At 39.9% G+C, this 18209-nt stretch carries 17 protein-coding genes; 9 read left to right on the top strand and 8 right to left on the bottom strand.

Annotated features, from left to right (window positions below; all coding sequences use genetic code 11):
* The gene (locus H6G05_RS06545; protein ID WP_190577369.1) at positions 1–2070 is read right to left on the bottom strand and encodes a hypothetical protein; all 2070 of its coding nucleotides are present in this window, start codon (positions 2068–2070) and stop codon (positions 1–3) included.
* A gap of 1090 nt (positions 2071–3160) precedes the next feature.
* Here H6G05_RS06545 and H6G05_RS06550 point away from each other — a divergent pair.
* Together H6G05_RS06550 and H6G05_RS06555 are read left to right on the top strand one after the other, a co-directional pair.
* A complete protein-coding gene (locus tag H6G05_RS06550) occupies positions 3161–4705 on the top strand; it encodes an AAA family ATPase (protein ID WP_190577371.1) in 1545 nt (514 codons plus the stop codon).
* A 23-nt stretch (positions 4706–4728) separates the two neighbouring features.
* On the top strand, positions 4729–5673 hold the full coding sequence (locus H6G05_RS06555) for a tyrosine-type recombinase/integrase (RefSeq protein ID WP_190577373.1): 945 nt from the start codon (positions 4729–4731) through the stop codon (positions 5671–5673).
* Positions 5674–6555: 882 nt separating this feature from the next.
* Here H6G05_RS06555 and H6G05_RS06560 read toward each other — a convergent pair.
* The 7 genes from H6G05_RS06560 to H6G05_RS06590 form a co-directional block, all read right to left on the bottom strand.
* Positions 6556–7068 (bottom strand): heavy metal-responsive transcriptional regulator, encoded by a 513-nt coding sequence (locus tag H6G05_RS06560; RefSeq protein WP_190577375.1) that lies wholly within the window; start codon positions 7066–7068, stop codon positions 6556–6558.
* Between the two features lie 186 nt (positions 7069–7254).
* Entirely contained in the window at positions 7255–8133 is an 879-nt protein-coding gene (locus H6G05_RS06565) for a hypothetical protein (RefSeq protein ID WP_190577376.1), read from the bottom strand.
* Between the two features lie 9 nt (positions 8134–8142).
* Positions 8143–8775: a transposase gene (locus H6G05_RS06570; protein ID WP_190577462.1), complete on the bottom strand. Its 633-nt coding sequence runs from the start codon at positions 8773–8775 to the stop codon at positions 8143–8145.
* Entirely contained in the window at positions 8718–9203 is a 486-nt protein-coding gene (locus tag H6G05_RS06575; RefSeq protein ID WP_190577378.1) for a helix-turn-helix domain-containing protein, read from the bottom strand. Before H6G05_RS06575 ends, H6G05_RS06570 begins: the two co-directional genes overlap by 58 nt.
* 140 nt (positions 9204–9343) lie before the next feature.
* Positions 9344–9538, bottom strand: a complete 195-nt coding sequence (locus H6G05_RS06580; protein WP_175356928.1) for a heavy-metal-associated domain-containing protein — start codon at positions 9536–9538, stop codon at positions 9344–9346.
* Positions 9539–9695: 157 nt separating this feature from the next.
* Positions 9696–10223: a cupredoxin domain-containing protein gene (locus H6G05_RS06585; RefSeq protein WP_190577380.1), complete on the bottom strand. Its 528-nt coding sequence runs from the start codon at positions 10221–10223 to the stop codon at positions 9696–9698.
* Positions 10224–10248: 25 nt separating this feature from the next.
* Positions 10249–12501: a heavy metal translocating P-type ATPase gene (locus H6G05_RS06590; RefSeq protein WP_190577381.1), complete on the bottom strand. Its 2253-nt coding sequence runs from the start codon at positions 12499–12501 to the stop codon at positions 10249–10251.
* 399 nt (positions 12502–12900) lie between these two features.
* On the opposite strand from H6G05_RS06590, the gene H6G05_RS06595 reads away from it, so the two are divergent.
* From H6G05_RS06595 to H6G05_RS06625, 7 genes are all read left to right on the top strand, one after another.
* Entirely contained in the window at positions 12901–13509 is a 609-nt protein-coding gene (locus tag H6G05_RS06595) for a TIGR02466 family protein (protein ID WP_190577383.1), read from the top strand.
* 59 nt (positions 13510–13568) lie between these two features.
* On the top strand, positions 13569–14258 hold the full coding sequence (rppA, locus tag H6G05_RS06600) for a two-component system response regulator RppA (protein ID WP_190577385.1): 690 nt from the start codon (positions 13569–13571) through the stop codon (positions 14256–14258).
* A complete protein-coding gene (gene rppB, locus H6G05_RS06605; protein WP_190577387.1) occupies positions 14255–15592 on the top strand; it encodes a two-component system sensor histidine kinase RppB in 1338 nt (445 codons plus the stop codon). The genes rppA and rppB overlap by 4 nt, the downstream gene beginning before the upstream one ends.
* A gap of 70 nt (positions 15593–15662) precedes the next feature.
* Positions 15663–16145: a hypothetical protein gene (locus H6G05_RS06610; protein ID WP_190577388.1), complete on the top strand. Its 483-nt coding sequence runs from the start codon at positions 15663–15665 to the stop codon at positions 16143–16145.
* Positions 16146–16369: 224 nt separating this feature from the next.
* The gene (locus H6G05_RS06615; protein WP_190577390.1) at positions 16370–16852 is read left to right on the top strand and encodes a hypothetical protein; all 483 of its coding nucleotides are present in this window, start codon (positions 16370–16372) and stop codon (positions 16850–16852) included.
* A 427-nt stretch (positions 16853–17279) separates the two neighbouring features.
* On the top strand, positions 17280–17747 hold the full coding sequence (locus H6G05_RS06620) for a heavy metal-responsive transcriptional regulator (protein WP_190577392.1): 468 nt from the start codon (positions 17280–17282) through the stop codon (positions 17745–17747).
* Between the two features lie 89 nt (positions 17748–17836).
* The gene (locus tag H6G05_RS06625; protein WP_190577394.1) at positions 17837–18124 is read left to right on the top strand and encodes a thioredoxin family protein; all 288 of its coding nucleotides are present in this window, start codon (positions 17837–17839) and stop codon (positions 18122–18124) included.
* Positions 18125–18209 lie beyond the last annotated feature (85 nt).

Genomic DNA, 18209 nt, shown 5'->3' on the forward strand with positions numbered 1-18209 from the left:
TCATTCCACTTCTGTTAATATCTCGATTAATTTCTGAGAATTGCCAAGTCTGACCCATTCTAAAGTATAGCGATCGCTATCTAGTAAAACTTCCCGCAAAGACATCAGAGACAAATTTAAACAACCTGTTTGATCTGCTTGGGTAGAATAATTGTATTTCTGATTCTCCTCACTGCCAGATAGGACAAAGATCACTGGCTCAAAGGACCATAGCCCTTGAATTGTAATCTGTTCTTCCCAAAAGTCACTCCTGCCATGACATCGAATTGGCAAGATCGTAGGTATTTCGGGATGCCTTGAACTTTGAATTTGAATTGGTTGCGTATTGATGTTTGCTGAGATTTGGCTTTGAGACTGAATCGTAAATGCTGCTGACCAACTCCAATTTCCCTGCCAAAGTCTGACTTCATAATTGCCCGTAGTCTTACATTGATTCAGTTTGATCTCTTGCCATGCTTCACCAGTCATCAGCTTTACTGAGATTTTCTCATCAGGTTCAGTAATAGTTTTTTGAAGATCCATATCTTCAATTTGAATACGGATAGCCTCCACTGAATCACCCAAGGGATAATAAATTTGTGGTGCTTCTAGATAAATTGGTTTCTTGCCCTTGATTTGCAATCCTCTCATAGTTGGCTGTCTACTGCTTGCGACCTGCCATTTCACAGAAATATCAATGTTTTCTCCAATCATTTTAAAAGTTGCCGATCGCCCGTTTAGTCGGATCTGTTTTGCTTGCCAGTTTTGGATTAAACAGGGAAAACAAGCATCGGTTACTTCAATGTCGCTATTTGTCTGCAAATTGGTATGAGCAGGGAAATAACAAACTAATTCATTAATCCCCGTGATTTGTGGATTTTCTGAATTCAGGTTAAGGCGATCGCCTGTTTCTGCATCAAAAATTAGCAGTGGAAAATTATCGTTAATTCCTTCACAATGCCACTCGATTAAATCGCATTTATTTGCGTCTTTGAGCTGCCATGTCCAGTGATCGCTTAAATCATGCAAGTTAACGCATAGCTCAGGAACCTCTAGACTATTAGGATAGTTAATGTTAGATTCCCATTTAGTCTGAGGAATTCGACAGAAGCTATTGTTTAAGTTTCTCCATTCTTTCCGCCATAGACTCTGCTCTGGTAAAGCAAGCTGAAGATTTAGCTCTAAGGTATCTAGACGTAATGCAAGTTCACGCTTTCTTTGCCGAATTACTTGATTTGCTCTTGTTGATGTTACCTGTCGAGGTGTTAAGACTGATGCGAGATTATCCCAATTTCTGAGAAAGAAGTTGTAGGGCAAGCTTAATCCTTGTAGACATTTCTCTCTTTCTTTCTCGTTTTTGAGAATGCTAGGATCTTTTTGCCTACGTTGTAGCTCTAAGGCAACTGTAGCAATATATTTGAGAAGTTGACCAGATAACGGCTTGTCAGATTCACTGGTGACATCATCTAAGCAATTCTTAAGAAAACGTCTAAGAGTTTTTCTTGTTGAATGATTTTCTACGGCAAGATCATACAAGGTTTGGGCAAGGTCGATTTCGTTGTAGCGATGAACAATATTCCACCAACCCAAATTATTGGCAACATATTTCAGCAACTCAGCAAAATGGGGCAGAGTTCTTTGTGGAATACCGCTTTGTAAATATAGCGTTGAAATATATTTGTAGCCCCCTTTAGCTCTAACCACGCCAAGTAAAACAAAACCTTCTCTGAGGATATTATAAAAAGTTGGCTTTGCCCCTTGAGGATCGCTGATTCTTAGTCTCACAAAAAGGCTATCCCAAAAACCAGCTTCTGAGTCGTTGTAATAGGCATACTCAGATAATAAAAAGGTAATGATTTTTACCCAGTTACGATTTTGGCGATCGCCCCACCGATGATTTAGTCTGTCAATTGATATTGTGCCTATATTTGATAAATTTTCCGCTAATGCATCAAGCAGAGCATTGACTGAATTTGAGGAAAATTTGTTATTCCCCAGAAATCTTGATCCTTCAGGCTTTTGGAGATCGCGCAAAATTGGCTTAATCTGTTCCCACACACATCTTGTATGTTCGGGACTACTAAAATTCATTTTACAACCCAAAAATCTATATTTTTAATTATTCTAACTATAATATGAGTATTTGATATGTTTTTTTGAGATAAAGTACACGGATATTTTGATTTGCATAGCTTGAATTCTAGATTTAAAGCCAACTATAACGGGTGCGACCTTCATATTTGGACTTTGGACAAAGTTAAAAACTACGCTATTAGTGGTGGTTTAGATCTCAAATCACAGGCTAAAAAACGCTACCTACAACATTTGTCCAAAATCCAATCATATGATACCTTCTCAAATTAGCGAAATCTTTGCCTAGCAGAGCTTTCATCAAATCCATTCAAAATTATTTCCTTAATTAGGGGAAGCCAGAATCCTTACACCGTAACGGGTTATCAAGTAGAGGTCGCACCCCGTTCAACTAATCCACAAGCTTCTAATTTTCGTAAGTTTTGAATGGGGTAGCTACAGGATACATGGAAAAACCTGCAAGATCGGTCGCAAACGCGCATTATACCGTTGATTTTTTTTAACACGAAAGGCAAAAAACATATTTTTTAAATCCTTTCTATATATAGCTTTGATGGTTATCTTGCAGGTTTTTCCATGTATCCTGTAGCTACCCCTATGTATATATTAATTATGTGAGTTCAAAAACATATCCTGAAATTATTGCAGAATTCTAATCTTGACTATACACATATAAATACTACTTTAACTTGAATTATTCACTATGATTTTGGTAAATAGTTAAAAGCGTTGAACTTTAAGGGAGGCAGATTTAGTGATAAAGGCAGTCTGCTTTCTTAATGTTTTTTACTACAAGCTATCTCCAGTATGGACTTTAGAGACAGCCTTTAGTACTGACGAATAATTCAAGATAAGTGGGTTCAACATACGAGTTTTTAAACCTATGTCAAAAATAATTTTAAATATATGCTTTAATCTTCAACTTGTCTTAGAAACATCTTAGAGCAAATAATCATACATTATTTGTTCTATGATTTAAACGAATGAGTATTTATGCTTATTTTGGCTGACGTGTTTTCAAGGTTTCAGGGCTTTGCTTGGCGCGTTGTTATATATTGAAGAGGTGTCTGCCCGTTAGTTAGCTGTCGTTATGAAAAAATGGTTTAATACTGCTGGTCCTTGTAAGGCTGACATTCACTACATGTTGTCAGCCACAGATCGCTTGCCTGAAATCAAACAACTAATTGCTCAAGAAAATTATTTTGTGATCCATGCACCAAGGCAGGTGGGTAAAACTACAGCGATGTTGGCACTTGCCCAAGAACTAACTGCTAGCGGTCAGTATACGGCGGTAATGTTATCTCTGGAAGTGGGGGCCGCTTTCTCTGATGATTTGGGAGCAGCTGAACTGGCTATTTTAGGTGAGTGGAAGCAATCGATACGGTTTCGGTTGCCCAAAGATTTGCAACCTAACCAGTGGTTAGATGCCGAAGCAGGAGCGAGAATTGGTACAAACTTAAGCAACTGGGCTGAACAATCTTCCCGTCCATTAGTTGTCTTTTTGGATGAAATTGATGCCTTGAGCAACGAAACGTTAATTTCTGTATTAAGACAAATCCGATCTGGTTTTCCTAATCGTCCCCAGGGATTTCCGCAGTCGGTTGCGTTGGTGGGGATGCGTGATGTGCGGGATTATAAATATGCGTCAGGGGGAAGCGATCGCCTAAATACTTCTAGCCCTTTCAATATCAAAGTACGCTCTTTTACTTTGAGTAATTTCACCCTTGAGGATGTGAGGAATCTCTATCACCAACATACGGAAGCCACAGGACAAATATTTACACCAGAAGCAGTTGATTTAGCCTTTCATTTGACACAGGGACAGCCTTGGTTAGTGAATGCGATCGCTAAGGAAATAGTTGAATATATTGCACAAGACCCAGTCACTCCAATTACAGTTGAGTTAGTAAGTCAAGCAAAAGAGATCTTGATTAAGAGACAAGATACGCATCTGGATAGTCTTGCAGAAAGGTTGAGAGAAGATAGAGTCAGAGCAGTGATTCAGCCTATTCTTGCGGGGCAGGAATTGCCAGATGTGCCACAGGATGATATTCGCTACGTTTTAGATTTGGGACTTTGTACCAATCAAGATGGTCTGGCTATTGCTAATCCTATTTATCAGGAAGTCATACCAAGAGTGCTTGCCTATGTAACAACTGCGTCAATAGGATATGTTCGACCAATCTGGCTAAGCAAGCAAGGCGAATTTTTGCCTGAGCGCTTGTTAGAAGCGTTCTTATTATTCTGGCGACAGCATGGAGAACCATTGTTTGGAAGCACGCCCTATCCAGAGATTGCTCCACATATAGTATTGATGGCTTTTCTGCATCGGGTTGTTAATGGTGGTGGTACTTTGGAGAGAGAATATGCGATCAGTTCTGGGCGTATGGATATTTGTTTGCGCTATGGTAAGGTGACTTTGGGAATGGAGTTGAAGGTATGGCGCGATAAGAAGCCTGATCCAATTAAGGAAGGATTATCGCAGTTGGATAAATATTTATCGGGATTGAGTTTGGATACAGGTTGGTTGGTAATATTCGATCGCCGTTCTGGGTTGCCGCCGATAAGCGATCGGACTACTACTGAGAATGTCATCAGTCCCGCAGGTCGAGAAATCATTGTGATTCGTGGATAGATAACTAATCAATTGATATAGATATGTCCATTCCAGAACCAATTTTAGTTGTTTATAGTGAACCGCCCAAAGCGATCTCCGCCACAGACTTGCGCCAATCACGAGTTGATGAATTTTTAGCATCAAGGTCTTTGCAGCCTAAGAGTCGTAAAGCTTATCAAGCAGACTTGCGGATATTTATGGATTGGTGCGATTTAGCTTGGGTGGATGTGAGTCGTCGTAAAGTGACGCAGTTTAAAACTTTTTTGCTGAAAGAGCGTGAGTTGGCGCTGAGTTCGGTGAATCGGGTGTTGCGGACTCTGAAATCTTTTTATCGGTGGATGTTGCTCTCGGAATATGTGACGGCTGATCCGACAATTGGCATTCAGCAGGAAAGATTGCCAGATCCTGTGGCAAAGGATTTGGAAGATGAGGAGGTGTTGCGGATTTATGAGGCGATCTCGTTAGGTAAGGTGGTGTTGCGCGATCGGGCTTTGTTTTCGATTTTGTTGCATGGGTTGCGGGCGGAGGAGGTTTGTCGTTTGAATATTGAAGATTACGTGAATGGGGAATTGGTGATTAAAGAAGCGAAGTGGGATAGTAAGGGGGAAGTGCCTTTGACAAAGTTGGGTATTCAGGATTTGGATGCTTATTTGGATTGGAGGAAGGAGAAAGAAGGAGAGTTGTCGGATGAAAGTCCTTTATTTGTATCTTGCTCCAATCGTAGTCAAGGTAAGCGCTTAACCTATTGGGGAATTCGTCATGTGATGGACGATCTGGCTGAGAAAACGAGGATTGATTTGCATTCGCATCGAGGACGGCATACATTTGCGACGAATTTGATTGTGAAGTATGAGTTAGACCCGTCTTTGGCGATGGAGTTGACGCGCCATCGTGATGTTAGGAGTTTTAGACGTTATACGAATCGCAAAAATAAGATTGCGGCGAAACGTGCTTTTTTGAAAGCGTCGGAGAGATTGGAGCATTGAGAGTCGCAAATTAATTATTGAGGATAGTCATGTAAATAGAGTAAAATCTGTCCTCTATTGATGATTTTTTAAACTCAATTAATCATGACTCTACCTCAGAAAAAGGTAGTCCTAAAAAGGAAAGGATGTAGGAAAATATTCGAGTATGGCAACGATTCGTGTAAAACTGTATCACAACAGGATTAAAAGTAATATATAGCAATACTTTCAGCGATTGATTTAAGAAAGGTGTATGAACCGTTTTACAGCCGATCTGGAATCAACCCTCAGTTTTTATAGACAGAGTATTGAATATACTCTGTCTATGAAATTAATACACTCCAATTAGGGGTCAACGCACGAAACGGATTAATGTGTACGCTAAGTGCAAAAATTTAACTGATATCAATATTAAATACACTATGATTCTGGCAAAGGTTCTTGCAATGAAATCAGGCTGAAAACAAGAATATACAGTGAAGACATTGCACAGTGCAGAAAGTAGACTTTTTGCACTCCTTAAAGCTTGAATTCTAAGTGGAATATTTTCTATTAGCTAGAAGATAGGCTAGCAAAGGAATATAGCCTTAGCGTACAAAAATTTCCTTTTCGTGCGTTGACCCCTATTAGATCTTTTCTTGATGTTTCTGGAAACAAGTAGTAAATTGATAAAAACCAACGTTAAGATTAAAAACCTTGCTCAGCCTACAAGAGAGATAAATAGCTTTCTACAAAAAAGCAATAAAAGTGGTGTAAAAAACACCAACTTTAGAGTCTAAGTTGGTGTTTTAGTCAATCATCTCTTGAATTTTATGGGCTTTAGACAGGCTGATGTGTTTGTCCAAATATCTTGGTAAAATTTATTTAAGCACAAGTCTCCTAATTTCTAAAGACTTGAAGATATTAGGACTTGAGGGTTTGTATTGTCTTAACGTTGGTTTTTGCCCATTTACTACTTGATCTCCTGCTAGACGGAATAATATTTTGTTGTGTCGATTCTTTTACTTTGACAACTTCAATAATGGGACAGATAATTTCTGAATTCTCAGAGAGAATCGGTTCACCAACCAGTAGAGATTCTAAATTAGATTGAAGAGTCAATAGCTGTTGGATCTGGCGATTAACTTCAGCAATTTTATCTTGAAGTTTTACCTTGACATGATCACAGGGTAATTCGCCTTGATCGTGAATAAAAAGAAACTCTTTGATTTCTGAAAGGCTTAAGCCCAGTCCTTGAGCGCGTTTAATAAAGCTAAGGCGATTAAGTACATCTGTTGTAAATAATCTAAATCCGCCCTCAGTACGTCCTGAAGATTCCAATAACCCTAGCTCTTCATAATAGCGAATAGTTTTAATGGGAATTCCGCTTTCTTTGGCGATCGCCCCGATTTGTTTACGTTCCTCTTGGGCTGACATATATATTTCCTCGTTTTGTGCCTATTTCTATAGCAAAGAAAGTTTTGCTTAGGATATAAAACCAGAAGCTGAGTTGCGCCGCTTCACGCCGCAACTCGTTTCTTGGTTTTTGGTTTGTACTAGCTAACTCTAGCTTTGCTGTATTCTTATTTTGCAACCTAATTTAGAATTGCCACAACTATTTTATCAATCACGCACATGAATCCCAAAATCAGCCGTGACAATTTTGCCATTGCGATTAAACTGTCCCCAGAGTTTATATTCTCCTGATGTGGGGAACTTAGTCACGAAAGTAACTTTCCCTACAGAGCTATCAGCTAATGCATGGGCATGAATATAATCAGATGCAGTCAATGGTGTTGATTTTTTAATGATGACAAGGTGTCCTTTTTCTCCCAAGTAGGGCTGCAAATCAGTAAGCGCCTGATTAGTGTCAGTATCCTTTAGATCAAAAGTCAAGGTCACTTCCTCACTAGCTTTGATGTGATCTTGAGAACTGATCAAGTTGATTTGTGCTGTTCCAAATGTTTTAGTGTGATCGAAGTTAATCGGTGTAGCAGATGGGCTTTCACCAACAACTTGGGTTTTTAGAACGGAAATTTGTTCTGGAGACTGTGCTGGCTTGTAGTCACTAAATAAGGTGTAGCTTCCCGCCTGTGGAAAGTTTGCCGACACTTTAAATTTTCCATTGTGTTGATAGTTGGGATGAAGATGCTCAAAAAACTGAAGATCGTCACTGACAACAATCAAATGCATCAGCTTCTTTTGAAAGACCTCAAAGTTTTCAATTGCTTTGCCATTGAGGTTGTGAACATCGATTGATAATGGCACAGTGGTGTTAGGAAGAATATTGAGTGGAGTGTTCAACTTTGCCTTGGCAATAGTTGCTTCTGGTGATGTCTTTTTGCTGTCATCAGCGTGTTCTCCATGCTTATTAGTATTGTCATGATTGTCTTTGACAACAGGTTTTGATTCTTCAGCATTAGATATGTTGGACAATGAGGAGCAGGCTTGAGTCAATGCCAAAATAGAAGTCAGTGCGATCGCGGAAATTAGTTTGTTCATTGTAAGTAGCTAGGCATAAGAAAACTCAAAATAGGAAGTATCAAAGCCAAGGGAATCGTAGCGGGAATGAAGAGCATCTTCTATACCCCAAATCAAATTATCCTCAGAGTCAAACATTTGCCCAGAAATATAGTCACGCTTTAAATGTAACCACTCTAATTCAATGGGATTCATCTCAGAGCAGTAGGGAGGTAATTGAAATAAAAATAAGCCTTTACGTTGCCACTCAGGAATTTTTAGTTGTACCGCCTTACAGGTATGAGTAGAGCCATTGTCTTGACCAATGACGGTAATAATACGGTTAATCATGAATAAATCCGCAGCTAAATCAGCCTGTCTATCCATGATCTCAATATATTCTTTGCTGGTGATACTACCGATGAGATAAGCGCCATCAAAACTTACTTCAGGTTCCAAGACTCCAATCAAACTGACCCGTTTCCCACGCAAGACTGTTTGTTCAAGGCGTTTGCTCTGTCCCTGCCGAATCCAGCCATATTGCACAGCCGACCAACAACTAAATCCCGTCTCATCCAAATATTTTAAACAAATGTCGCCTGCTGCTGCCGCTAACTCTAAGAAATCTAAATCGGCTTGTTTAATTGCTTTGGTTGATTGATCCTGTTTGTCTTGGTGGGAAATTCGCGCCCGTTTCCATACCCATCCCTTTTTTTTAGTAGTTTCCTAACTCGGTCACTACTTAGTGTTACTTGTCTTTCTTGCTGAAGCTTGGCGGATAATTGCTGACTGTTGTATAACTGACCATCTTTTTCAAGACAGGTTTCTAAATATTTCAGGTCTTCTTCTTGCCATTGTTTTGGTCTACCTGTTTTCGGTAAGTCATACAACCCTTTTTCTCCATTTTGTTTCCATCTTTGGATGATTTCTCTGACTGTTTGTTCATGACACTCAAAATATGCAGATATTTGGGCTACTTTCCATCCATGACTGCTCATCCGTATGGCTTCGGCTCTTTGCTTTACTCGTTTTCCTGTTTCTTCACTTTGGCTGATTTCCAGCAGTCTTTTGTCTTCTTCTATACTCAGTTTTATTTTTAGGGCGGCTGGCATCTTTTTGCGCGTTACTCAACATTACTATCTTAACTTTTTTTTTGCTTCTCTACTTAGTTATTCCTTAATTTGTAATAATTTTGCGGGTTAAAGAACGATAGAAATATGCGTTCAGATTTGAACGCATATTCTGTAAAGGATTAGGCGGCTGGATAGCCAGCATTAATTAAAGCTTCTCGAATTGCCAATTCAGATGCTTGAGTTTCGACAACAATCAGTTTTGTTTTGGTGTTAGCTTGAATTTCTGCATCAGCATCAACGTTCTTAATTGCGGCTGTAACTGTATCTACACAGCTAGAACAAGCAAGAGTAGGTGTTTTGAGTTGAATAGTCATGATTTTAAATAACCTCTATTGATTGACTGGAAAGAGAAACTGAATGATGACTTCTCTATCTGAAAACAACTCTACATTCTCTATTCGAGTGGAGAGTCAAGGGGTAAAACAAAAAAAGAGTAGGTGCTTAGCACCTACTCTTTTTTGGAGAGAGCTATTATTTTGCCTCGATCGCACCGCGAAACATATTCATGCCACAGGCAAACTCATAGTTTCCTGCCTTGGGCGGCGTGAATTCGATGGTTGTGGTTTTATTTAGTTCTAGATGTTGGGCGATGTGGAAATCAGCGAGTCGTACTTCTTCTAGGCAACTGCTAGGATCGCGGCGGAGAAAGTTGAGACGGACAAGTTGACCCGCATTGACCACAATTCGCGAAGGTTCGTAACCACCATCAACGACGACGGTTACTTCTTGAATGCCAGATTCAGATTCGGCTTTTTTTGACTTAGGCTTGCTGAGGAGAAACCACCAAAGCTCTGCACCGATTAAACTAATACCAACAGCAGTTACTACTATTTTATTAGTCAGTGGTTGATTAATCGCTTTGAGTTGAGTGTTTTTGCGCGTCTCAGTCTGCATATTGTGATCATCAGGCATTTTTTCAGAGGCGATCGCCCCAGAGATGGCTCCAAATAGAAAGCCAATGCCAACGAGGTTTCCCAAAAATGTAGCTTTTTTTAACATGATAGTTTTTTCCTTTAGTAATGGGCTATGAGCTAAACTTAAAATTCTTCAATCGCAAAGCATTAGTCACCACAGAAACAGAACTAAATGCCATTGCGCCGCCAGCAATTATGGGACTGAGTAACCAACCGAAGAATGGGAAGAGAATCCCTGCGGCGATAGGAATGCCTAAGATGTTATAGATGAATGCAAAGAAGAGATTTTGGCGGATATTTTGCATGGTGGCGCGCGATAGTTGGATCGCAATGACAATGCCTTGTAAATCGCCCGAAATAAGAGTGATATCACTAGCAGCGATCGCCACATCCGTACCCGTACCGATTGCAATGCCGACATCTGCTTGAGCAAGAGCAGGAGCGTCGTTGATGCCATCACCGACCATTGCGACAACCTTTCCTTCGTTTTGTAAACGCTGAATTTGCGCTGCTTTTTGGTCAGGACGGACTTCTGCAAACACGCGATCAATGCCAACTTCATGGGCAATTACTTCGGCAGTGCGGCGATTGTCGCCTGTAAGCATGACTACTTCTAAGCCCATGCGTTGTAAGGTACGAATCGCTTTGACTGAGGAAGGTTTGATCGCATCGGTAATGCCCATAACGCCTTGAATTTTGCCATTGACCGCAATCCAGATTGCAGTATTACCTTTTCTTTCTAGCGTATCCCAAGTTTGTTCTAAGGAATCTGTCGTAATTCCTAATTCCTGCATCCAGCGATAGGTTCCAATTTGAACTAGATGATCACCAATGTAGCCACGCACGCCACTACCTGCGATCGCTTCAAAATCTTGAACATCAGTCAATTCCACATTGAGGGCATTGGCATAACGCACAATTGCTTCTGCTAAAGGATGTTCAGAATAGCGTTCCACAGAGGCTGCCATACTGAGCAAAGTTAAGACTTTACTATCGGGCATTCCTGCGGTAGTTACGAAATGGGTGACGCTAGGCTTGCCTTGGGTAATCGTTCCTGTTTTATCAAGAACAATTGTTTGCAAATTATGAGCCTGTTCCAAACTATCCGCGCCCTTAATTAGAATTCCATTTTCTGCACCTTTACCAGTTCCGACCATGATCGATGTGGGTGTTGCTAAGCCCAAAGCGCAGGGACAGGCGATAATCAGCACGCCGACAGTGGTAATCACCGCGAGGGTGACATTGCCCATGAAGTTGTACCAAATGATAAAAGTAGAAATGGCGATCGCAATTACGATTGGTACAAAGAAACCTGTAACGCGATCGGCAAGGCGTTGAATTGGAGCCTTAGAACCTTGGGCTTGCTGTACCAATTTTACAATTTGCGCTAAAAAAGTATCCTTGCCAATGCGGGTAGCGCGAAACTTGAAACTACCAGTTTTATTGATAGTCGCGCCGATTACCTCATCACCGACTTGCTTCTTCACGGCGACACTTTCACCAGTCACCATCGCTTCATCAATAGTAGAGCCTCCTTCAATAATCTCGCCATCAACAGGAATCTTTTCCCCAGGACGCACCAAGATCACATCATCAAGTTGCACTTCCGCGATCGCAATATCCATTTCCCGACCATGCCGAATTACTCGCGCCGTTTTTGCTTGTAAACCCATTAACTTTCGCATTGCCTCAGAGGTACTTCCCTTGGCGCGATTCTCAAAGAGTTTACCGAGCAGAATCAAGGTGATAATCACGGCTGATGCTTCAAAATAAACGTCGGCAGTTAAACCCTGCGAAGTGAAAAATGTTGGATTAATCGTGGCAAAAATAGAATAACCATAGGCGGCTCCCGTACCAGTGGCGACTAGCGTATCCATTGAAGCGGCGTGACGTTTGGAAGCTTTCGCGGCATTAATATAGAAGGCTGCACCACACCAAAACTGCACAGGGATAGTCAAAACCAATTGCAACCAAGCGTTATGCATCCATGCAGGAATAAAGGGCAAACTCAATCCTGTCATCATTGGTAATCCACCAATTACCAGAAATAGACTAATCGCACTACCAATCATCACCTTGCGATTGAGATCATTCTCTTCCTTACGTCTTGCTGCTTGTTCCTCGTCATCATCAACTAAGGGATTTTCCTCTTTCAACAGTTGCGAAGAATAACCTGCATCAGCGATCGCCTGTTGTATACGCTTCACATCAACGGATCTAGGGTTATAGGTGACAGTGGCTTGCTCTGCACCAAAGTTGACATTACATTGCTCAACACCTGTGACATTACTAATCGCTGTTTCAATGCTATTGGCACAAGAAGCACAACTCATCCCTCGTAACTTCAATGTACTAGTTTCCATGTTTACCTCTTCAAACTCTTGAAAAATCAAGTCCACAAATCATCTGCATGTATCATGCATTCTCTAGTAGGGTGGAGAGTCAAGGGGTAAACCAAAATATTTTAAAAGGTGACGCTTCGCGAAACTTTGCAATCAAACCAAAACGAGGTTGAGCCAAGATATGTGTAGAAGTACCTCTTTGTCTAAAAATATTAACCTACAAGCTTTCAACAAAATCAACCGAGAGAAGTATAACTCCCTAACCCCAATTTAAAATTCACTCTTATATGATATGAAATTTCATCCTGATTTCATTTTCTTGGCTTACAGTAAAAAATACGATGTCAATGTATATATTAAAAAAAACTAAAAAATGTACGAAAAAAAGTGAATCAAATAGATGTGAGACTTGTATAAATAATGGTAAGACAGAGAGATGACTGGTTTCCTACTCCGATTTGGCACTTTGATATTCCAAATTATGAGCAGCTAAACAAAAAATTACTTCAAGCAATTTGTGTTGAAAAGCAAAAAGATAATCAAGGTGTCAGTTGGTCAAATGGAATAGGATGGCATAGCAAAGACTATTTACATCAACGTCCAGAATTCCAAGATATTGGCCAAATCATTGTAACTAATGCGCTAGAGTCTGGAGAAGAAATTGGCTTTGACTTGAAAAAGTTCACAATGATTCTTGGGAATTGTTGGGCAGTTGTAAATCCAAAGTTTGCTTTTAATTTTGTCCACAATCACCCGAATTCAGTACTTAGTGGAGTCTATTATGTGAAAGCTGCCGAAAACTGTGGCGGTATTTTCTTTAAAGATTCTCGTGATGTTGCTCATATGTTTATGCCAGCACTTACCGAACTGACTCCTTGGACGCTCCAAAAAATTACCTATAAAGCAACAGAAGGCAAAATGATAATTTTCCCAAGTTGGTTAAATCATGGTGTGGAACCAAATCTCAGCGATGAAGAGCGTGTTTGCATTAGCTTTAATATCAGTATGACTTATTTAACATCAGTATAAATTTAGAGTTGTAGGATAGACGGAACGAAGCACCGCTCATCCTCAAGATTGAAAATCATATGAGAATTTTGCTAGTTGAAGATGAAGAGGATCTTGGTAAGGCTCTACAACGGAGCCTGAAGCAAGAAAAATATGTTGTTGATTGGGTACAGGACGGTGCAGAAGCTTGGAAATATCTTACGAGTTCTGAAGTAGATTATGTGCTGGCAATTGTCGATTGGATGTTGCCAAGTTTATCAGGGCTGGAAATATGTAAGCGATTGAGAGCGCAGGGTAATTCACTGCCAGTGTTAATGTTGACAGCGAAAGATCAGATTGAAGATCGGGTGATGGGTTTAGATTCAGGGGCGGATGATTACCTTGTTAAGCCATTTGGAATGGTTGAACTAATGGCGCGGCTGAGAGCATTGCTACGAAGACCCACTCAAGTTCAGCTACAAATCTTACAGGTGGGAAATTTGATTCTTGATTATGGAAAGTCAACAATTGCGATTGCCAATCAAAGTGAGATCGTTGAAGGTCTCATGCTGACAACTAAAGAATTTCAATTATTGGAATACTTTATGCAGCATCCTAATCAGATTCTTACCCGTGACCAGATTATGAATCGACTATGGGAATTTCAATCCGAACCTGCTAGTAATGTCGTAGCAGCACAGATTCGTCTGTTAAGAAAGAAATTAGCAGAATATAATTGTGATATCGGGATTGAGACAATCTATGGTTGGGGATATCGCTTGAATTCATGAATCACAATAAAATCTTTTTTGGAGCGCGTTTACATCTTGCAGGTTGGTATGCAGGAGTGATGGGAATCATTTTGACTCTATCAGGAGTTGGTATTTATCAGGTGATGGCTCATGCTCATTGGCAAGCGGTTGATCGTGAGTTAGAGTCTATAGCTGGAACATTGCATGATAGTTTGGAGCCTCTGCTAATAGAAAGCGATCGCATCAATCCGAATGTACAACAAACTCTGCCTAATCTTTGTGTGATCAACGAGAAATGTGATCAAGAATCTTCCACAAGACATATTCTGGGTGCAATCCAGCAAGAAAGTTTTTATGCATTATTTCTGACTCGTTCTGGAACCTTGATCGCCACAGTCGGAAAACCACCGATAGGAATCGTCCCTAAAATTGGACAAGATGCTTGGCAAACAATTGAGGATCGAGAGGGAAATCGCTATCACCAAATCTCACTTTTACTTAAAAATAATCGTGGGAAATCATGGGGATATCTGCAAGTAGGGCGATCGCTGGCTGACTATGACCATCATCTCGAACAATCAAAACTGATATTGATCGTCAGTTTACCAATCGCTTTTCTGATTGTGAGCATCGCAAGTTGGTATTTAGCAGGTATAGCGATGAAACCAGTTTATTTCTCTTATCGTCAAATCCAGCAATTTACGGCTGATGCTGCCCATGAACTGCGGACTCCGCTTGCAGCAATTCGAGCTACAGTTGAATCTACTCTTAGTAGTGATCCAATTTCAGAACTAGAGTCAAGAGATGTTTTACAAACAATCAATCGCCAAACGGTGCGTCTTTCAGAATTAGTTCAAGATTTACTTCTCCTTTCACGGATGGATTTACAACTAATTGCTTTACAAAAGCAGACTTGCTGTTTGAATGAAATTGTTAGTGATTTAGTTGAAGAAGTCTCAGCACTTGCCATTCAGTCAGATATCGATCTAAAGCTAAAAGTTGCTAATGAATCTGCAATTTATGTCAATGGTAACGAAGATCAACTCTATCGACTGATTCTCAATATTCTGATCAATGCGATTCATTACACGCCTGAGCATGGCAAAGTTGAAGTATCTCTTGATCACGTCGATCACCATGCGATTATCCAAATTCAGGATAATGGAATTGGTATAAGTTCTAGCGATTTACCCAACATCTTTGATCGCTTCTATCGAGTAAGTAACGATCGCGCTCGTAAAAAAGGTGGATCGGGACTAGGACTGGCGATCGCCATGGCGATCGCCAAAGCTCATGGTGGAGATATTCAAGTCAAAAGTGAGTTTAGCGAAGGTAGTACATTCACGATTAAAATTCCTTCTATTTGTTGTTAGGACATTTCATTATCATTTCATAACAATCCGTCATAGTTGAAATGTCAGCATTTGAATTAAAAAGTCAATCATGAAAAAATTAATGTTTCTCGGCACAATATTAGCAGCAACATTTGCATCTGTGTCCGCTACCTTCGCCACTCCTTCATTACCTAATTTATCTGCACCGCACATTGATGCATCTGAAGCGCTACCCAATAATGTAGGTGCGTCACGACCTACCTACGTCTTTAAAGTTCATGTACAAAAATATACTCTTTCGAGTCTGACCATTGACTTACCTGAAGGGATTAAGGTTGGTGGAACTATTGATGTAGTTGATCAACTTAATCGTTCATTAGGAGCAACGATTACTTCACAAGGCAATAAATCTGTAATCTCCTTTGCCCAGCCAATTGCCGTTGGCACAACTCTAAAATTTTCCATGCGTGATATGAAGGTTGATAAGAATCAAACAACCTTTATCCATCTGATTCCTGTTTCTGCAAAATTTGCAAATTTAGATGCGAACATTCCACTTGGACTTGTGCGTATTCAAATCTATGACAACTAATGGATTGATTTTTTGAGAAAAGCTAGATCAATAGTGGAATTTAGCGATCGCAACAGTGATGGCTAAATCCCACTATTGATCTAGCTTTTCAAATCAAGAGTGAGTTGAAACAAGGTAGTACATTCACAACTAAAATTCCTTTTATTTTTTGTTAGGACATTTCATCATCATTTCATAACAATCCGTCATAGTTGAAATATAAGCAATCAAATAAAGAGTCAATCATGAAAAAATCAATGTTTCTCGGCACACTATTAGCAGCAACATTTGCATCTGTGTCCGCCACTTTTGCTACTCCTTCATTACCTAATCTATCCGCACCGCACATTGACGCAACTGGAGCATTACCAAATAACAGAGGTGCATCAAGTTCTACCTATTTCTTCCAAGTTCATGTACAAGGACATACGCTTTCAAGTGTGACTATCGACTTACCCGAAGAGATTAAGGGTGGTGGCACTATTGATGTAGTCGATCAACTCAATCGTTCTGTAGGAGCAACCGTCACGCCGCAGGGTAACAAAGCTGTGGTCTCTTTTGCTCAGCCAGTTGCCACTGGTACAACGCTAAACTTTTATATGCGTAATATATCAATTGCTTGGAACAAAAAAGACTTGATCCATCAAATTCCTGTTTCTGCAAAGTTCGCAAATTTAGATGCTGATATTTCACTTGGACTTGTTCGCATTCAAACCTACGGCAAGTAACGAATAACGGGTTGATTTGTGTAGACTAACCTAAAAGAGTAAAAGCTTAGCATTGCTAAGCTTTTACTCTTTTAGGCATGGGTAAGGAAGCGGTTGTGTGAATCCTTACTTTAGAATTATTTGCTTATAGAACTCGGCATCGGCATTGAACCCATTTTTTTACAGCAGGCACATCCACTATCTTCTGCACTTGCAGATCCTGCAACTAGAGTCAGCGCTGCTACACCTGCAAGCAAGGAACCAACTAGAATTCTGAATTTAATTTGATTTGGCATTTGTACTTATTTCCAAAATGAGAATGTTTAGATTTGTCTTTTTAAGACTTTAGGTACTTTAGAGCCTCTAGCCGACTATAGAGTCAAGAGATGTAGTCACATAATTGATTGTTCATGTAAATCCACAGTATTAAAAGCATGAGAATAGTAAAATGTTAAAGATTGGAAACCTTGCCAAGCAGACAGGCGTGTCAGTTGGGACTTTACGCTATTACGAAAGTCTGGGACTGATTGAGCCATCTCAAAGGTCAGAAAATGGTTATCGATACTATGAGGATGCAGCAATTTGCAAAATCCAATTTATTAAAAAGGCTCAAGCCCTGCAATTTTCTCTTACAGACATTAAGCAGATTCTAGTAACTTGTGAACAAGGTAATCCAGCTTGTGTAACTGTTAAAAAGCTTCTAAACGAAAAGATCGATCAAGTTAATAGAGAAATTCAGCATCTTCATGAATTTAAGGCGGAGTTGGAACAGTACCGTGATCGATGGGCTGAGCGTTCTTTGGATCAGCCCGATACGCCTAAACTTTGTAGCCTGATTGATGAGGTTGCTGCACCATTACCTAGTAATGATTTGGCAATCACCACATCGTTAAATATAAAACGTCGGCTGGTTTAATTAAGTTTTGTAAATCTTCTAGCCCTCTATCCAACTGGAGACTTGTAGATTTAGAAAGTAAATTTTTGTTGAAATTTTTAGTAATTCTTATGACAAACCGAAAAATTGAAATTTTTACTGGAAATTGTTCACTTTGTGATGACGCTGTAAAACTAGTTAAAGAATTTGCTAGCAACAGTTTTACAGTAAATGTTTATAACATTCAGAAAGAACCAAATCGATTTCAGCAGTATCATATAAAAGCTGTTCCATCAATTGCTATTGATGGAAGGGTCGTTCATACAGGTAAACCAAGCCGAACTCAATTGGAAGCATTAGGTTTGACGCAACGTGACGATAATCTACATAAATTAACTTACTTGGGTATGGGAATTTGATTGGCAATCTGCATTACTAAATATTTTCAGTAATATTCTAGCGAACAAATAAGAACTAACTGTTGCTTGAGCAATGAAAGAGGTA

This window comes from Phormidium tenue FACHB-1050, from assembly GCF_014696925.1.
Classification (GTDB): domain Bacteria; phylum Cyanobacteriota; class Cyanobacteriia; order Pseudanabaenales; family Pseudanabaenaceae; genus Pseudanabaena.